The sequence below is a fragment of the Streptomyces sp. MZ04 genome (assembly GCF_004684775.1).
Classification (GTDB): Bacteria; Actinomycetota; Actinomycetes; order Streptomycetales; family Streptomycetaceae; genus Streptomyces.
On the sequence record NZ_SRIC01000029.1, the window covers coordinates 32,117 to 49,813 of the forward strand.

Here is a 17,697-nt window from a genome sequence, read left to right on the forward strand (position 1 = left end):
GAGCGAGTCTCCTGTCATACGTGCAAGGGCATGGACCGGTCGTCGTCACGGTCAGCAGCGGAACTCCGCTGTACGAGGGGGGTGATGGTGCGGGCGAGGCTCTGGGCGTTGAGCCCGATGTCGGCGAGGATCTCGGACCGGCTGGCGTGCTCGAGGAACTCCTGGGGGACGCCGAAGGTGCGTACGGGCATGTCGATGTCGGCATCGCGCAGCAGCCTGACGACCGCGTCGCCGACGGCGCCCACCCGGCCGTTGTCCTCGACCACGACCACCAGGCGGTGCTGACGGGCCAGGTCGGCGATGGCGGAGTCCAGGGGTTTGACCCACCGGGGGTCGACGACCGTGACGCCCAGGCCCTGAGCTGCGATCAGGCGCCCGGCTTCCACGCACACACCGGCCATGGAGCCGACGCCGATCAGCAGGACGTCCTCGGCGTCATAACCGGTGTTCCCCAGGCCGCGGTGACGGGACAGTACGTCCATGGCGCCGCACTTGCCGACGGCGTCGAGGTCCGCGGCCACCGGGCCCTTGGGGTACCGGATGGCCGTGGGCGCGTCGGACACGTCCACCGCTTCGCGCAGCAGTTCGCGCAGCCGGGCCCCGTCGCGCGGGGCGGCGATGCGCAGGCCGGGCACCAGCTGGAGCATCGACAGGTCCCACATGCCGTTGTGGCTGGGCCCGTCGCTGCCGGTGACGCCGGAGCGGTCCAGGGCGAAGGTGACCGGAAGACGGTGCAGCGCGACGTCCATCAGGACCTGGTCGAAGGCGCGGTTGAGGAAGGTGGCGTACACCGCCACCACCGGGTGGAGGCCGCCGAGCGCGAGGCCCGCCGCGGACGTGACCGCGTGCTGCTCGGCGATGCCGACGTCGAAGACGCGGTCGGGGTGGGCCTCGGCGAATTCGGCGAGGCCGGTCGGGTGCAGCATGGCCGCCGTGAGGGCCACGACATCGGAGCGCTCGGCGCCGATCTTCACCAGCTCGGACCCGAACACCTCGGTCCAGGAGGTGGCGGAGGCCTTCGACTCGCCGGTCACCGGGTCGAAGGCGCCGGGGCCGTGGAAGCAGTCCTCCGCGTGGTTCTCCGCCGGAGCGAAGCCCTGGCCCTTCTTCGTGACGCAGTGCACGACCACCGGGCGTTCGAGGGAGCGCGCCGTTTTCAGGGTCTCCTCGAGGGCGGTCAGGTCGTGTCCGTCCACCGGTCCGATGTACGCGAGTCCGAGGTTCTCGAACAGCGTCTGCGGGGCCGTCGCCGCTGTCTCGCCGGCGTCGGCGCCGGGCCGCAGCGCGGCCAGATGGCTGGCGAAGCCGCCGATGGTCGGCGAGTAGGACCGGCCGTTGTCGTTGAGCACGATCACCACCGGGCGGTCCTCGCCCGCGGCGATGTTGTTCAGGGCCTCCCAGGACATGCCGCCGGTCATCGCGCCGTCCCCGACGACGGCGACGACTCGGCCGTCGTCGCCGAGCAGTTGCCTGGCCTTCGCGAGCCCGTCGGCGTAGGAGAGCGCGGTCGAGGCATGGGAGTTCTCGATGACGTCGTGCTCGGATTCGGCCTGACTCGGATAGCCGGAGGTGCCGCCACGCTGGCGCAGCCGGTCGAATCCCGCACGGCGCCCGGTCAGCAGCTTGTGTACGTAGGCCTGGTGGCCGGTGTCGAAGAGCAGCAGGTCCCGTGGAGATTCAAACACCCGGTGCAGAGCGAGCGTCAGCTCGACGACTCCGAGGTTCGGGCCGATGTGCCCTCCCGTCTTGGATACCGCGGCCACCAGGAATTCACGTATATCGGCTGCGAGTTCCGGCAACTGCGAAGAGCCCAGGCTCCGCACGTCTTCTGGACGGTGAATCTCCTCAAGAAGGCCCATAGCGACTCCTCAGCGGGTAAATATCCGAAACAGTGGTCTTCTGGCCGGCAGGGATACGGCGGGGTCCCTGCCGCCGTCACCCGGTCAATGGCCCCACTTCGCAGTGGCTCGTGAGAAATCCGCGAACACTACTCGCCGGAGTCGGACACGCTCGTGTGCATGTGGTTCACCAGTCGCGGCCGCCACTGGTAGTACGACTGGATCTTGTAGAACTCCCCGTCGTTCGGAGACGTCGCCGCATAGACGGCCTTGGGGTCGTCGACGCCGTACGGAACGGTCTTCAGGAAGTGCTCGATCTTCGGCTCGACCTGGTCGAGGAGTGCCATCGGATCCGGAGCGATCGCGGCATAGCAGAAACGCTCGATCCGCGGCGAGTCCCAGCTCAAAGTGGCGTAGAAGCCGAACGACTGCTTGGCGAAGTTGAGCAACTGCTCGCTCGGCTCCGGCATTTCGAGATCGCGGAGCATCGACTTGACGGCATCCGGCTCGAGGAGTTCGGCCACCTCGCCGAAGTACACGTTCATCGTCCGGTGCTCGAAGTCGATCCCGACGAGGGTCACATTCTCGTCCAGGCCGTACCGGGAGAAGAAGTCGAGGTTTCCGGCCAGGCTGCTCGGCACGGACGGGACTTCGGCGAGCTTCGACAGGCTCTGCATGCTGTTGCCGGGGAAGCACGACCAGGTCTTCTGGAAGCCCTTCACCACTCCGAAGTCGATGCCGTAGCTTTCGACCGGGAAGCGTTCCGCGATGTCCGAGAGCAGGCTGCCGACGGGGTGCTCCGTCTTCGCCATGAGGTCGTTCGACAGGGCGAGGGCATAGGGATCAACGTCGCCGGGAAGCATCATGAAGTGCAGGTTGAGCTCTCCGGCATGGCGCTTGTCGGTCGCCACCCGGAAAAGAATCGCGGCCTGCGGGATCGCGTCCTCGAACGAGGCCAGCACAGGCCAGACCTTGTCACGCGAACACGTCACGTCCAGCAGGCCGGCTGTTTCCTCGATGGCCGAGTAGAGCTTTTCTACGGCGGTCCCGGACATTCGTCCTCCATACATCATTCTGGGCTCTGTTCTTGAAGGGCGGTGAACTCGGGCTACGCGTCCAGATAGCGCTGGATCGTGGGAGCGAAGGTGTCGACGAGCTCATCCACCGATGCCGACGCGAGCGGCTCCATCCGCATCACGTAGCGCAGCATGATGACGCCCACGACCTGCGTCACCACCGCGTTGAGGTTCAGCCGCGGCGCGTCGACCACCTCTCCCACCCGGTCGACGAGCATGGAGGAGAAGTGGTCGCGCAACTGAGCCGCGCCGGCGTCGCTGGTGGCCGCGGACCGGATCTTCTCGAGGAGCGTCGGCCTCAGCTCAGGGTTCTCCCAGGCCGTCAGGGACATACGGAAGAGGCGCTCGCCGAGTTGCTCGCGCGGCCCGGCGATGGCCTCCTGGAAGCGGGCGTTCGCGTACGCGGCCAGATTCTCCGCTCCTGCGTTCGCCGTCTCGGTTGCTCCGGACATGTGTGCTCCAGGGGGTTTTGGGTGCAGCGCTTGTTCAAGGTGCCGCACTCGACCAGAGGACTAGTCGAGTGCGGCACGGTTGAGAACGGTCTTGCTCGCGTTACCCCTGTTGTTCCTTGGGAGCGTCCGTCAGGATCTTCTCGTACCAGGGCGTGAGCTGGTAGTACGTACAGACCTCGTGGAATTCCTCGCCGCGCATCCACTTGACGGCGTACATGTTCACGCGGCCACCGGCGTACGCGCGCGGAGAGACGCGTGCGAACTCCTCCATGCGCGGCGTCAATTGGCCGGGAAGCGCCGACGGATCCAGACCGCGGACCGGCGGCGGGGCGAAGGCGACCCGGATGACGTCCCCGGTTTCCCAGCCGAGCGTGATATTGACCCGCAGCGACTTGTGGGCGAACTCCAGCGTCGGCTCGTCCGGCTCCGGCATCCCGAGGTCGCTGAGCAGCGCACGGATGGTGCTCGGCTCGGGGCGGCCGTCCGGCCCGAAGTGGAAGTACACACTGACCGTCTTGTGCCGGTAGTCGACCCCGATCATCGCCACCTGGTCCAGGCCGTAGCGGGCGAAGAGCGCCGCGTTCTCGGCCACGGCACGCGGCATCGACGGGATGTCGGCGATGTCCGACACCTTCTGCATGTTGTCGGGGAAGTGCGCGTAGAGCTTCTTGAATCCGCCGACGACTCCGGCGTCGACAAAGTGCTCCTTGATGGGCCATCGCCCCTGGATGTCCGAGAGCACGGAGCCGACGGGATGGTCCGTCTCGGTGACAAGCCCACGCGACAGCGCGTGGGGATACGGATTTCCGATCGACGAAGGGACGGTGAAGCTGTAGTCGAGCTCTCCCGCGTGGCGATCGCCGGCCTGCCCGCCGAAAACAATCATGGCCTCCGCGAGTTCGTCCCCGAACGCGTCCAGAACCGGCCAGACATTGTCACGTGAGCAGACCGCGCTCAACAGTCCAGCCGCTTCCTCGATCGCCGAATACACCCGTTCCACTTCGGCGGTCCTCGACATGCATCCTCCCAGTTTCTGCCTTGACGCTTGTGTGCGTGGTGCGGTTCAGAGGTGGCTCACGCGGGATAGCCGCCGAAGCGCCGGTCCCGGCCCTGAAGGTCCTGCAGAGCGGCGTCGAATTCGGCTCGCGTCATGTCGGGGAACAGGATCGGAGAGAAATAAAGCTCCGCGTACGGCGACATCAGCGGGAAGAAGGACGACATCCGTATCGCACCGCCGGTGCGGATGAGGTAATCGACCTGCGTCGGGATGTACGCGTTCTCGGCGAGGATCTCCGGGGTCAGCTCCGGGATCTTCCCGTTGAGCTTGTTGAAGATGCCGAGGACCTCGTGCTGGAGAGACATGCCGAGGATGTAGTGCAGCGTGAAGTCCGCGTCCTTGGCCGACTTGTCCCGCAGCGACTCCAGTTCGGAGACGTAGGGGTCGGCGACCAGGTCGAGCGACCCGGAGAAATCGAAGTTGTACGTGTCGTGGATGCGCCGCACCACGTCCGTGAACGCGTTCATGAACGTGGTCACCGCGGCCTCGGGGCGGCTGTGGTTGGCGGCCGAGGAGGACGTGACGTAGAGCGTCTTGACGCCCGCCTCCTTGGCCCAGCCCATGAACTCGATCAGCTTGTCCGCCATCGCCGTGTATCCCTCGTCGAGGGATACCTCGTGCGCCTTGGACCAGCGGCGCATTCCGTCCGGAAGTAGCATCAGGGTGGTCACCGTGTTCTCCTTTTATTGCGGGTGAGAGCGGTCGAATACGCGGTGATGATCAGCTGTTCGCGGCCTTCTCGGAGACCAGCTCGGCGGCCTGGACGGCGGTTCCCGCGGAGGCCAGTTCGTCGCCGGTCACGTCGACGCCGTACTGCTTCGACAAGATGACGCCCAGCTCGATCAGGACCAGGGAATCCAGGTCGAGGAGCTGGAATTCGGTGTCGACGGCCGTGTCGGCGGGGACGTCGAAGTGGGTCTTGAGAACGTCGAGCACGGCCTCGGGCTCAAGGGATATTCGGCTCGTCATAGCGCTTTCTCTCCAAACGAACGAAGGTTTTCAGGCGAGGGTGACCCCCGGCCAGGTGAGGGCGGCCGAACCCCACGTCAGGCCGGCCCCGAAGGCGGTGAGCAGCAGCCGGTCATGGCGCTGGAAACGGCCCTTGGCCGCGGCGTCGGCCAGTGCCAGCGGGATGGAGGCGGCCGAGGTGTTGCCCACCTGATCGAGATGGGTGACCACGCGCTGCTTGTCCACGCCCAGGAGCTGCGCCAGGGCCTGCAGGATGCGCAGATTCGCCTGATGGCCCACCACATGGTCGACGTCGTCGACGTTCCAGCCGACGTTCTCGAGCGCGGCCGACGAGGACTGTGCCATCCGGCGGACCGCGTGCGGGAAGATCTCCTTGCCGTTCATGTAGAGGTACTGGTCGTCCGGGTGCGGCGGACGGTCGGTGGACCGGTGCCGCGAGCCGTTGCCCGGGATGCCGACCAGTTCCCTGAGGCTGCCGTCCGAGCCCAGGTCCACCGTCAGGACCGCGCCGGGCTCGTCGATGGTGCCGCGGCGCAGCACCACCGCACCGGCACCGTCGCCGAAGATCACCGACGTGCCGCGGTCGGTGGGGTTGAGGAACGGACGGAAGGTCTCGGCGCCGATGACCAGAACGCGCTCGGCGTACCCGGCCATCAGGGTCGCGGACGCGGTGGCGAGCGCGTAGATGAAGCCCGAGCAGCCGGCCGCCAGGTCCAGCGCGGCGACATTGCCGAGACCGAGCCGTGCGGCGACGTCCGGCGAGGTGGTGGGGCACTGCTGGTCGGGCGTCGTAGTGGCCACGATCACCATGCCGATGTCACCCGGCGCCTGGGCCCCCGCCGACTTCAGCGCCCGGTGGCCCGCCTCGACCGCAAGGTCGCTGGTGGCCACGCCGGGATCGGACCAGTGCCGCTGCCGGATGCCGGTGCGCTGCACGATCCATTCGTCGTTGGTGTCGAGGTGCTGGGACAGCTCGTCGTTGGTCACCGTGCGAGGCGGCACATAGGAGCCGAGCCCCGCGAGTACGGCGGCGGGCGCGCTCATCGGCCCTCACCTCCCCGACTGTCGTTCTCTGACGATGGGTTGAGCAGATGCACGACGGACGCCCGGGCCTGTACGCCGTGCAGGGCGCCGCTCAGCTCGGCCGACCGCCAGGTGCCGGACGGGGAGGGCAGCAGCCGGGCCTGGCCGAGCCGCGCCGTCAACTCGTCGTCGCCCGGGTCCGGTGCGCCGGCGGCGGCCGTGATGCGGGTGCGCCGCATCCAGAGGTTGTTGCTGCCGGCCCGGTCGATGCCGTCCAGCGTGTAGAGCAGCACCTGGCCGAGCTGCATGGCGGCGACAAAGGCGTCGATCATGGTGGCCTGAGCCTTGTCCCGGGCGGCCTCCGCACCGTCCGGGACCAGCATGGCCTGAGCCGACGCCCGCAGACCTTCCTCGCCGCCGTCGCCCGTGACGTGCACCCCGGTGAGCAGCTGCTGCCGCGCATCGTGCGGGACGCCGTAGGGCCGGTCGTTCCAGGGTCCTGGTAACTCCTCGGCCACGTAGTACGCCTGGGAGTCGCCGCTTTGGCGACGGCCCGCGCCGTGCGCCGCGTGCAGCCGGGCCGACAGCGAGCCGACACGGCAGTCCAGGGTGGTCGACCACTGGTCGCCCGTGGTCTCGGCGGCGACGAGCCGGCCGCTGACCGGGAACTTCTCCAGGCTCTCCTCGTCCGGACTCGAGCCGGCCTTCATGTCGATCGACCGCACCTCGAAGGGCGCGTCCGGGTCGAGCCCGAAGGTGTGGGCCGCGTACAGGCCGGTGAGCCGGGCGGCGAAGAGCATCACGTCGATGGAGCTGAGATGGGGTTTCTGTTGGTTCTCGCCCTTGCGGGACCAGAGGCCGGGGATGGCGAGATGGGCCGTGGCCTCGATGCCCCCGGAGCCGTCGGCTCCCGGCGATATCGTGAGATCGGTCAGCGAGTGTTCGACCCGTTTGAATCCCTCGCCGAGGAATCGGCTGTCACGCGGGCCGAGGAAATCGTCGATGGACGCGAGTTCCAGGGAAGGCACAATCGCTCCTTTCCAGCACGCTCACCGCGTCATGCGGTGAAGGCTTCGGCGATGGCGTGGCTGTCTTCGTACATGTGGTAGCGAGTGATCTCTCCGTCGACGACGGAGAAGTGCAGGGCGTAGGCGTTGGTGAAGGTCTTTCCGGTGGCCAGGACGCCGAAGACGGACTCGGCCGTGACCACCGCGTGCTGCCCGTCGACGAGGCGGGTGCCCAGGTTGAAGCCCTGCGGGGCCGTCAGCACCTTCGGGAAGATCGCGAAGAACTCCGCGATCTCGTCCTTGGTGGAACGGGTGCCCGTCCAGGGCACGTCGGCGCTTCCCGCCACCCGGAAGTCCACCTGGTCGGCGAACAGCCCGAGCAGGCCGGGCAGATCGCCGGACGCGAACCTCTCGAAGAACGAGTCCACGGTCGCCCCGGTGGTCCGCTGCTGCGCGGTCGTCATGTCAGCTCTCTCCCGTCGTCCGCTACTTGGCTACCAGGGCGGCACGCCCCGCGAGGTGGATCGCCGTCATCTGGGCGACGCGCTCACCGAGGTGCTCGGCCGTGGCGATGTCCGCCTTGTGGACCTCTTCGGCGGGCAGGTCGCCGGCCAGGGTGCCGGCGGCGCCGTTGAAGTACCCGAGCCGGTTGAGGTCGTTCTCGCTCTCATGGCTGAGGTGCCAGCCGGGGAGCAGGCCGAGGCTGACCCAGATCATCCCGTGCTGGGCGCCCAGGGTCGCGAAGTAGCCCAGAGTGGAGTCCTTGTCGCCCGCCTTGCAGGCGCCGATGGTGAACCCCGACCCGAGCTTGTCCTTCCAGGCCTGGCGCCCCCAGCGCTTGTTGGTCGTCTCGGCGAACATGTGGAACTTCCCCGACGCCGATCCCATGTAGGTGGGCGCCCCGAAGATGATCGCGTCGGCGTTGTCGAGCGCCTCCCACTTGGCGTCATCCATCGTCTCGACGGCCACCATGGTCACCTCGGCGCCCGCGGCCAAGGCACCGGCTCGGACGGACTGCGCGAGCACGTCGGTGTGGCCCCTGCCGGAGTGGTGGGCAATGGCGATGGTGGGCGGCTTTTCCATCGGTTGTTCTCCTCGGAATGTAAGGGCAACTCACGTGTGCGCCGGGACCCGCTCGTGCTCCATGCGGAAGTCCTGGCTGCCGTACTCCTCGCGGGCCAGCTCGATGGCCTCATCCGCGCTCATGACCGGCTTCCACTCGAAGATCCCGGCGATGGTCTCGAGGCGCTCCGCCATGGAGCCGCCGACCACGTGATAAGGGATCTCGAGTTCGTCCAGCGTGGCGAGCAGCATCGAGTCGATGGTCGCTCGGAACTCGTTGTTCATCGGCCGGTGTCCGTCCGACGCGATCGGCAGTTCGTGCCGCAGGTGGACGTAGGCGTCGAAGGTGGCCTTGACGTGCTGTTTGAAGGCGCTCCCGTACTGCTCGACGACCTTGCCGAAGAAGACCATCTCCTCCGGTGACGTGGTCTCCAGACCGTTCCCGCCCACGGCGGTGGAGTTGGGGTTCATGCCGTGCCTCAGCCGGGCCTCCCCGTACAGCCACTCCTGCAGGGAGGACCCGTCGGAGATCAGGTTGTCCCCGAGCAGCGCCTCCTGCACCGCGCGGCCGGTGTGGCGGCGCATGGTGAGCTGGAGGAACTGAGCCGGCGTCACATCCGCGAGCTTCACGCCCGGCAGGGCCTCCGGCATGATCTCCCGGATGGTCCGGGCGAGCGAGCGCGGGACACCGGTGTAGTGCGACAGTGCCATCACCGTCGAGGTCTTGCCCGAGGAGTAAGTCCCGGACACGGATATCTTCATGGGTTTCTCCAGCTCCGAGGCAGTGCTTTGCCTGCCACAAGGCACTGCCTCATACGGCGGTGATCACAAACGGGGTGCGCAGGAAGTACGGGCTGCCCCGGTCACGCGACCTTCGTCGCGGTCAGCAGAGCCTGGACGGGAATGACGTCCGGCGGGATCTCCGCGGCGTTCTTGGTGATCGCCTTCGTCACCTCGAAGCCGCACTCCTCGAGCCAGCGCACATAGGTCGACAGCTTCTGCGGACCGCCCTGGCCCATGGCGCAGCCGATGAAGAAGGCCGGGAAGAAGTCGACGTTGTAGTTGTCGGTGTCCTTGACGTTCTCGGGGTAGACCGGCACCAGGATGTGGACCGTGCCGCCGACGTTCAGCGACTTGTTGACGCCCGAGAGGATCTTGACCACGTCGCTCTTGTCGAACATGTCAAGGAAGTGCTTGATCAGCGCGACGTCGTAGCCCTGGGGAATCTCGTCGAAGACGTTGCCGCCGATGAACGACAGGTGCTCCTCGAGGCCCTCGGCCTTGAAGTTGGCCAGCGCCTCGGTCTCCTTGTCCGGCAGGTCGAAGGTGGTGACCTTCAGCCCGGGTGAGGCCTTGTGGCGGTAGGTGTGGATCGCGCCGAGGCCGGTGTTGCCGGCGACGTCGAGCACCTGGGAGCCGGCCGGGATGTCGACGTTGTCGAAGAACCAGGGGTCGATGTTGGCCGTGACGTTGTTCATCAGCTTCAGCCAGGCGTCGTTCAGGTCCTGGTGGTCGGCCACCGCGTCGTACAGAGTGCCCTCGGCGTTGTACAGCTCCTTCAGACCCACGATCGTGCCGGTCCTGGCGCTCTCGGTGAGGTAGTACAGCTGACGCAGCGCCGTGACCTTGATCAGGTTCATGTAGGCGAGCGCCCGGTTGAGGTCGCCGACGGGAACGTGCGCGAGCGCGTCGAGGCGGTAGCTGTCCGCGGCCTCGTCGTGGGCGACGAAGCCCTCCTTGACCAGCAGGAACAGCAGCTGCTCCACGGCGTCCGGCTTGACGCCGACGGCCTCGCCGAGCTGACTCGGGGTCAGGTCCGGGGTGTCCCGCAGCTGGTCGATGATGCCGAGTTCGAAACTCGACACCAGGCTCATGAACCGCGAAGGTCCGACCATGTACTCACGGAATCGGGCGAGCGTGGCCTCGGGTGTCATGGCAGTGGCCCCTTTCGAGTCGTGTGGATCCAGCGCCGTGGCGCCGGGGATTTCGCGGGTCACGCCCGCTCCTGAAGCTGCTTCTCGAACCGGCGGGCCAGTTCGAGCCGCTGCACCTTCAACGTGGCCGTCCTGGGCAGTTCGGCCTGCGGGATCTGGACGGGGTCGGCGAGCTGCGGGAAGTCGGCGACCGCGGCGCGCCAGCGCTCGAGGTCCAGCGGCTTGTCGTCGCTGGTGCAGATCACCGGGACCGGCTCGGAGTTCGGGCCCTGTACGACGACCAGCTCGCTGAGCTCGCTCAGCTTGCTCAGGACCACGTCCTCGATCTCCAGGGAGCTGCGCACCCCGGGGATCATGTCGACCTCCCGGTCGAGCATGTGCAGACAGCCGAACTTGGTGAAGTAGCCGACGTCGCCGGTCCCCCACCACTCGCCCTTGCGGTTGCTGTCGTAGCGCTCCTGCTCGCCGTAGTACGTCTTGGCGATGCCGGGCCAGGCGACCTCGATGCGGCCGGGGTTCTGTTCCGTCGGGCGCCGGCCGTCGCGGCTGACGACGCGTACCCGCGCCGCGCCCATCGGCATGGCCCAGCCCACGCAGCGGCCGTTCGCCTTGTGGGCGGAGTGGCGGAAGTAGGCGCGCCCGACGGCGGGGCCGACCTCGCTCTGGCCGTAGATCTGGAAGAACAGCGCCCCGCGCCGGGCGGAGGACTTGAGCAGCTTGCTCATCGTGCCCGGGTGGATCGCGTCGAAGGTGCTGCTGAACACCTTCACCGACGCGAAGGGCATCCGCGGGTCGTCGGCCAGGCCCTCCCACTCCATCAGCGAGTTGGGCAGCGCCTCGATGAAGGCCGGGCGGTGCTCGAGGAAGTGCTCGGCGACGACCGCGGGGTCGGGCTCGCGAAGCAGCAGGACCGGGTACTCCTTCAGCAGCGCGAGGGACATCGCCGCGACCATCCGCGAGTGCACGAAGGGCACGTGGATGGCCACGGTCTCCTTCTTGCGCATCAGGGACAGCAGCCGCCACTGCGGCACGAGGCGCAGGCCCTGGGTGCGGGGCGTGTGCACCACGAGCTTGGGGATGCCGGTGGTGCCGGAGGTGTGGGTGATGACGGCGGCCTCGTCGATCGGCCTGACCACCGGCTTGACCCGCGGCGAACCGGCGAGCGAGGCGAGCGAGATCGCGTCGGGCCGGTCACCGGCCGAGGTGATCACCCGCCGGGTGAGGTCCGCGAGCGGCACATCGGCGAGGAGGTCGAGCTTGTCCCCGTCGGTGAGCAGGGTCGGCCGGTCGACCCGCTCGATCAGGACGCCCACGGTCGCCGCGTCCAGGGCCGGCGACAGGTTCACGACGACCGCGCCGACGCGGGACACCGCGGCGGCCAGCATCCAGTGGTCGGCGTTGGCCGTCTTGTAGATCACGACCCGCTCGTCGGGCACGACACCGGCCGCCGACAGACGGGCGGCCAGGTCGTCCACGTACTCGGCGTACTTGGCGACCGTCAGACGCCGGCCCGCCTCGGGCAGGACGCCCAGATCGTGGTCCAGGACGATCGGCGTCGACGGGTTGACGGCCGCGGCCATCTCCGGCAGGAGACCGATGTGCAGGCCGCGTTTCTGTATTGATGCGTAGGCTGTTGAGCCCTTCATGGGGAGTTGTCTCCTTCGGTGCACGCTGCAGGGTGAGCGACGCGCCGTGCGGGCGCCACGGCCGGTGCGGCCGCAGGGTTGGGCTACTTGGTGGGCCGGCCGGTGCCCGCGTGGGTGCGCACGGCGCCGCGCAGGGCCTGCGCGACCCGCACGACCTGGTCCTCGGTCAGCTCGGCGTGCATGGGAATGGAGAGCTGGCGCGCGGCGAGATCCGCCGAGACCGGGCACTTCTGCTGCGCGTCGAACACCGGCTGGATGTGGCCGGCGAACGTGCCGTGGCCGCAGCCGATGCCCTGGCCGCGCAGCTCGGTGGCGACCGCGCCCCGGTCCACGCCCGCGTCCAGCGTGACCATGTAGGTCTGCCAGGCGTGGGTGCGGTCGCCGGGGACGAACGGCAGCGTCAACAGCTCGTCGCCGCCGAGCAGTTCGGCGTACTGCGCGGCGACCGCGCTGCGGCGCTCGAGCAGTTCGTCGATGCGGCCGAGCTGCAACTGGAGGATCGCCGCGGCGATGTCGGAGAGCTTGAAGTTGTAGCCGATCTCCGTGAACGTCGGGATGGGCAGGCCGACGACCTCGCCCATGTCGAAGATGCTGCCGATGCCGAAGGAGGAGCGCAGCCGCGCGTCCTTCCCGATCTTCGGGTCGGTGGCGAGCAGGGCGCCGCCCTCACCGCTGCTCGCGCCCTTGCGTCCGTGGAAGGACAGGCAGCCCACCTCGGCGAGCGCACCGGCCTGCCGGCCCTGGTAGGTGGCGCCGACCGCGCAGGCGGCGTCCTCGATGAGGAACAGTCCGTGCCGGTCGGCGATCGCCTGCAGTTCCGTGTAGTCGGCGGGCAGGCCGACGGTGTCCACCGCGATGATGCCGACGGTGCGCGGGGTGACCAGATCGGCCACCACCTGCGGGTCGACGGTGTAGGTGTCGGGGCGTACGTCGGCGAAGACCGGGGTCGCTCCGACATAGAGCGCGGCCTGTGCGGGCGCCGGGAAGCCGTAGTCGGCGACGATGACCTCGTCACCCGGCTTGACCCCGAAGGCGAGCATGGCCAGGTGCAGCGCGGCGCCGCAGTTGCTCACCGCGACCGCGTCGCCGACGCCGTACTTCTCGGCCAGCTGGGCCTCGAGCGCCTTGCCCTTGGGGCCCTGCCCTGCCGGCCAGCCGGAGGCGAACACCTCGGCTACGGCGGCCAGTTCCCGCTCGCCCAGGCTGGCGTACACCAGGGGTATGGAATCCTTCGTGCTCATCTGTGTCACGCTCCGCGCTCGGTCGCCGTCTTGCCGGGAACACCGGTGGTGGGTTCGAAGCGCAGCGGCGTGATCTGGTTGACGTCGTAGCGCTTGCGCATGGCCTCCACGGCCTCGGGGTCCACCGCGGTACCGCGCGACCAGATCTCCGCGATCTCCTCGAAGTAGTCCTCGTGCTCGGGCGACGGCAGGCTCTGGAAGAGCATCTTCACCGGCTTGTCCGTGGCGTTGCGGAACGCGTGCGGGATGCCGGAGGGCACGAACATGCAGCCGCCCTCGGCCGCGCGGATGACCCGGTCGCCCTTGGGGGACTGCCAGTTGTGCCAGCTGTCCGACGTGCGCTCGGTCGGCTCGAAGCACAGCAGGTCAAGCTCGCCCTCGAGGACGTAGAAGAACTCCTGGGCATGGTCGTGCACATGCGCCCCGACGTCGAAGCCGGGCGGAACGATCACCTCGAAGATCGATACGGAGGATCCCATGGCCTGCGTGGCCTTGAAGGTCACCTGCTGCGCCGGAGTGATCAGCTTCCGCCCCGCTCCCGCCGGGAGGATGAGGTCAGTCATACGCTTGTTTCCTTTGTCCGGACGCCGGTTCAGTCGATGGTCTGCGGGGCGGCGTCGGTCCAGGTGCCCAGGGCCATCTCGGCGGTGATGCCGGGGCCGAATCCCGCGATCAGGCCGGACGCGCCGGCCGCCGGGGTGTCCTCCTCGAACAGCCTGCGGGCGGCTTCGAGTACGACGGCGCTCGCGATGTTCCCGTACTCGTTCAGGGTCGACCAGCTGTGCCGGAAGACGCTGCGGTCGACGTCGAGGAACTTGGCGAGGTCGTCGAGGATGCGCGGACCGCCGGCGTGCACGATGTAGAAGTCGAGCTTCCCGGCGTCCCAGCTGTGGTCCTTGGCGAACTCCCGGAGGACCGGGGCCAGCGGCTCCATCGTGCCGGGCACCCGGCGGTCGAGCTGGAAGTGGAAGCCGGTGTCGCGCACCTCGTAGGAGATCCAGTCCTCGGTGTGCGGGATGAGGTAGGAGGCGTTGCGCTCCAGCTGGATGCCGACGCCGCCGTTGCCGCGCACCACGGCCGCGGCGACCGCGTCGCCGAACAGGCCGTCGGACAGCAGCGAACCGATGTCGTCCATGTCGGGCTGGTAGCACAGCGAGCAGAACTCGGCCGCGACGATCAGGACGTTGCTGCCGGGGTGGGCCGTGCAGAAGTCGTGGGCGCGGTTGATCGCCGCGCCGCCCGCCGCGCAGCCGAGCTGCGCGATGGGTATCTGCCGGGTGTCCGGGCGGAAGCCCATCTTGTTGATGAGCCACGCGGTCAGCGAGGGCATCAGGAACCCGGTGCACGACACGTAGATGATGGCGTCGATGTCACGGGCCGCCACGTCGGCGTTCTTCAGGGCCTCTTCGATGACCGGGGGAGTGAACCTCTTCGACTCGGCCTCGTAGATGCGGTTGCGTTCCGTCAGGCCCGGGTGCTTGAGCGTCTGCTCGATGGGCTGGACGATATGCCGTTTCTGCACTCCGGTGTTGCGGATCAGACGGAGCGCCAGCGGCAGCTGAGGCTTTCCCGCGTGGACCTTGGCGGCGAAATCCAGGGTCTCTTCCATCGTGATGACGTTTTCCGGAGCCTGTACCGCTGGCTTGCATAGCCTGGGCATATCTGGATCCACTTTCTCTAGAGTCTGCCTGGGGTACGTGTTGTGTGCACAGCGTCAGGTCGGGATCACGCCGCCATCGGCTGTGGGTCGAGGTCCATCAGGGCGGACAGGATCGGTGGTGAGGTCCAGTCCGGCGGGGTCAGGGTGATGTCGAGGCGGTGCGCCATGTCGTCCTTGACGCGCACCGGGCCCACGGTGGCCGTCAGCGGGGTGAGTTCCGCGTCGACGGCGCGGTCGGGATGGCTGCCCTGGGCCACCGCGTGGATGTACCAGACACCTGCGGGGATGCGGGCCAGCGTGAAGCGTCCCGACGCGGACGCGTTGCTCCAGGAGACGGGAGTGCCCTGGAGCATGGCGCTGTCGAAGACGCCGACGTAGACGGGCGGGAGCAGGGACCCCGCGGTGTGCAGCATCCCGGTCACCGAGCCGGTGCACGGGGCCTGCGACGCCGGGGCGGCCGCGGCGGCCCCGGACGACTTGCGGTATTGGGTGGGCGACATTCCCACCAGCTCGGTGAACCGGCGGGTGAAACTGCCCGTGCTGCTGTATCCGACCTGCGCCGAGATGTCGGCGACATTGATCGAGGTGTTCAGCAGCAGACGCTTGGCCTCATGGAGCCGCACCGCGCACAGGAACCGTCCCGGAGTGACACCGGTGACCCGCGTGAAGACTCGCAGGAAGTGGTACTTGCTGACCATCGAGCTGCGTGCCAGCTCATCGAGGCTCAGCGGTTCCCAGAAGCGTTCGCGAATCGTGGTGACGGCATGCTGGACGAGGTGCTCCATGGAGGCTCCTGATGGCGAACTTGTGGCCGGTGTCCGGAGCCGGATAGCCCGAGGGCCGCCGATCGGCGGGACGGGCCGACAGGGGGGGTGAAGAGCCGGGCCCGCGGTCCGGGGTGACCCCGAATCTGGGCGGGCGAAAGCCACATGGCCTGACACGGAGTTCGGCCTTGCCGGTACAGGCGGGGAGCGTGACGCTCAATCCACTGCCATGGACCAGTTTTTGGGCAGGCTAGGCGTGCCGGAATAGTGACACGGTCCGCGCCTTGACACCAAGAGCGCGCCCAGGTGACGTAGGTCACGCCAACTGTGGCCGCGTGCACCGGAGTTCACCGTGCGGATCGCGCCAGTCGTACACCACTCGTTCTGTAGCGGCCTGCTGCCACCATCTGGATCAGACCCATACGACTGCACACGGAGGGCGAATGTCTCGCGCCGAGGAAGCCACCGTCGCAAGTAAGCGGTTCCCCAAGCCATCGGCGCGGGGCAGCGGCGCTTCCGACGACGACCTGAGCGGTCTGCGCCGCACCGGGTTCCTGGTCATCTTCATGCTCGGCGCCCTGTCGGCGGTGCCCCCGCTGTCGATGGACATGTACCTCCCGGCCCTGCCGGACGTCACCCACGCCATGGGCTCGTCCGCCACGATGGGCCAGTTGACCCTCACCGCATGCCTCACCGGCATGGCCCTTGGACAGCTCGTGGTCGGCCCGACCAGTGACCGCTGGGGGCGGCGCAGGCCGCTCCTGATCGGCCTTGTCGTCTATGTCTTCGCCTCCGTGAGCTGCGCCGTCGCGCCCAACATCGAGCTGCTGATCGGCTCCAGGCTGCTGCAGGGCCTCGCGGGTGCGGCCGGCATCGTCATCGCCCGCGCCGTCGTACGCGATCTCTACGACGGCCTGGAGATGGCCCGGTTCTTCTCGACGCTGCTGCTGATATCCAGCCTCGCGCCGATCATCGCGCCGATACTCGGCGGACAGATGCTGAGGTTCACCGCCTGGCGGGGCGTCTTCCTCGTCCTCGCCGCGATCGGCGTGGGGCTCACCGTGCTCGTCTGGCGCCGGCTGCCCGAGACCCTGCCCGTCGAGCAGCGCCGGGGCGGCGGCGTGCTCGGGGCGCTGTTCGTCATGCGCGGCCTGGTCGCCGACCGGGTCTTCGGCGGATACGCGCTGGCCAACGGCTTCGCCTACGGTGCGCTGTTCTCGTACATCGCCGCATCGCCGTTCGTCATCCAGGAGATCTACGGGGCGTCCCCGCAGACCTTCTCCCTGCTCTTCGGCCTCAACTCGCTCGGCCTGATGATCGTCGGCCAGATCAACGGCAAGATCCTCGTCGGCCGGGTCCGCCTGGACAAGGCACTGGGGGTGGGGCTCGGCGCGATCGCCGTCGCCGGGACGGTGCTGCTGCTGGTGGCGGCCGGGGCGTTCGGCCACGTGGGCACCCTTCCTGTCGGGTGCTGCCTGTTCGTCATGATCTCCGCGATGGGCCTGGTCGTGCCCAACACCAACGCCCTCGCCCTGATGCGTACTCCGCACGCGGCGGGTTCGGCCTCCGCGCTGATCGGCACGTCGTGCTTCGCCATGGGGGCGATCGCCACCCTGGTCGTCGGCATCGCCGGCAAGGGCACGGCGGTGCCCATGGCCGCGGTGCAGACGGGCAGCGCACTGGCCGCGATCACCGCGCTCCTCGTCCTGTGCCGTCCCTGGCAGAACAAGCCGGTGGCGGCGCCGCAGGCGTCTGCCCGGCCGTGAACGACCGGGCTCGACGCCCGCTAAGGCCCTCGTTGTGGCCACCTTGAAGGCCGCTCGAAACGTCCGACCCGGTCGTCGCCGCCCGCGAACCGGGGACAGCACTGCCGAGCGGTGCCCATGTACGCGCTCCCAGCAGGGACTTCGGGTCAAAAACCCCTGTACGAAGACGACCTCGCCCCCCGGTTGTGGCAGCCCCCCACCC

At 68.2% G+C, this 17,697-nt stretch carries 18 protein-coding genes; 1 reads left to right on the forward strand and 17 read right to left on the reverse strand.

Annotated elements, in window-relative coordinates:
- Positions 1-14: 14 nt before the first annotated feature.
- The 17 genes from E2651_RS09635 to E2651_RS09715 all read right to left on the reverse strand — a co-directional run bounded on the left by E2651_RS09635 (position 15) and on the right by E2651_RS09715 (position 15,750).
- Complete coding sequence (locus E2651_RS09635; RefSeq protein ID WP_135330625.1) at positions 15-1,859, reverse strand: 1-deoxy-D-xylulose-5-phosphate synthase; 1,845 nt, start codon at positions 1,857-1,859, stop codon at positions 15-17.
- A 128-nt stretch (positions 1,860-1,987) separates the two neighbouring features.
- Positions 1,988-2,893, reverse strand: a complete 906-nt coding sequence (locus tag E2651_RS09640) for an aromatic prenyltransferase (protein ID WP_135330626.1) — start codon at positions 2,891-2,893, stop codon at positions 1,988-1,990.
- Between the two features lie 53 nt (positions 2,894-2,946).
- Positions 2,947-3,366, reverse strand: a complete 420-nt coding sequence (locus tag E2651_RS09645; RefSeq protein WP_135330627.1) for a hypothetical protein — start codon at positions 3,364-3,366, stop codon at positions 2,947-2,949.
- Positions 3,367-3,466: 100 nt separating this feature from the next.
- Positions 3,467-4,384, reverse strand: a complete 918-nt coding sequence (locus E2651_RS09650; protein WP_135330628.1) for an aromatic prenyltransferase — start codon at positions 4,382-4,384, stop codon at positions 3,467-3,469.
- 56 nt (positions 4,385-4,440) lie between these two features.
- Positions 4,441-5,094, reverse strand: a complete 654-nt coding sequence (locus E2651_RS09655; protein WP_135330629.1) for an undecaprenyl diphosphate synthase family protein — start codon at positions 5,092-5,094, stop codon at positions 4,441-4,443.
- A gap of 49 nt (positions 5,095-5,143) precedes the next feature.
- A complete protein-coding gene (locus tag E2651_RS09660) occupies positions 5,144-5,392 on the reverse strand; it encodes an acyl carrier protein (protein WP_135330630.1) in 249 nt (82 codons plus the stop codon).
- Between the two features lie 30 nt (positions 5,393-5,422).
- Positions 5,423-6,436 (reverse strand): beta-ketoacyl-ACP synthase III, encoded by a 1,014-nt coding sequence (locus tag E2651_RS09665; RefSeq protein WP_135330631.1) that lies wholly within the window; start codon positions 6,434-6,436, stop codon positions 5,423-5,425.
- Entirely contained in the window at positions 6,433-7,443 is a 1,011-nt protein-coding gene (locus E2651_RS09670) for an AvrD family protein (RefSeq protein WP_135330632.1), read from the reverse strand. Before E2651_RS09670 ends, E2651_RS09665 begins: the two co-directional genes overlap by 4 nt.
- A gap of 29 nt (positions 7,444-7,472) precedes the next feature.
- On the reverse strand, positions 7,473-7,886 hold the full coding sequence (locus E2651_RS09675; RefSeq protein ID WP_135330633.1) for a nuclear transport factor 2 family protein: 414 nt from the start codon (positions 7,884-7,886) through the stop codon (positions 7,473-7,475).
- Between the two features lie 22 nt (positions 7,887-7,908).
- Positions 7,909-8,505: a flavodoxin family protein gene (locus E2651_RS09680; RefSeq protein ID WP_167828748.1), complete on the reverse strand. Its 597-nt coding sequence runs from the start codon at positions 8,503-8,505 to the stop codon at positions 7,909-7,911.
- 30 nt (positions 8,506-8,535) lie between these two features.
- Positions 8,536-9,246: an AAA family ATPase gene (locus E2651_RS09685; RefSeq protein ID WP_135330634.1), complete on the reverse strand. Its 711-nt coding sequence runs from the start codon at positions 9,244-9,246 to the stop codon at positions 8,536-8,538.
- A gap of 101 nt (positions 9,247-9,347) precedes the next feature.
- Positions 9,348-10,418, reverse strand: a complete 1,071-nt coding sequence (locus E2651_RS09690) for a methyltransferase (protein WP_245238707.1) — start codon at positions 10,416-10,418, stop codon at positions 9,348-9,350.
- A 59-nt stretch (positions 10,419-10,477) separates the two neighbouring features.
- Positions 10,478-12,064, reverse strand: coding sequence for a class I adenylate-forming enzyme family protein (locus tag E2651_RS09695; protein WP_135330635.1), 1,587 nt, complete (start codon positions 12,062-12,064; stop codon positions 10,478-10,480).
- Between the two features lie 83 nt (positions 12,065-12,147).
- A complete protein-coding gene (locus tag E2651_RS09700) occupies positions 12,148-13,305 on the reverse strand; it encodes a DegT/DnrJ/EryC1/StrS family aminotransferase (protein WP_135330636.1) in 1,158 nt (385 codons plus the stop codon).
- A gap of 5 nt (positions 13,306-13,310) precedes the next feature.
- A complete protein-coding gene (locus tag E2651_RS09705) occupies positions 13,311-13,868 on the reverse strand; it encodes a cupin domain-containing protein (protein WP_135330637.1) in 558 nt (185 codons plus the stop codon).
- A 29-nt stretch (positions 13,869-13,897) separates the two neighbouring features.
- The gene (locus E2651_RS09710) at positions 13,898-14,914 is read right to left on the reverse strand and encodes a type III polyketide synthase (protein WP_135330638.1); all 1,017 of its coding nucleotides are present in this window, start codon (positions 14,912-14,914) and stop codon (positions 13,898-13,900) included.
- 116 nt (positions 14,915-15,030) lie between these two features.
- On the reverse strand, positions 15,031-15,750 hold the full coding sequence (locus tag E2651_RS09715) for an AraC family transcriptional regulator (RefSeq protein WP_135330639.1): 720 nt from the start codon (positions 15,748-15,750) through the stop codon (positions 15,031-15,033).
- A 422-nt stretch (positions 15,751-16,172) separates the two neighbouring features.
- Here E2651_RS09715 and E2651_RS09720 point away from each other — a divergent pair, with 422 nt between their 5' ends.
- Entirely contained in the window at positions 16,173-17,495 is a 1,323-nt protein-coding gene (locus E2651_RS09720; RefSeq protein WP_135330640.1) for a multidrug effflux MFS transporter, read from the forward strand.
- The last annotated feature ends 202 nt before the right edge of the window (positions 17,496-17,697 follow it).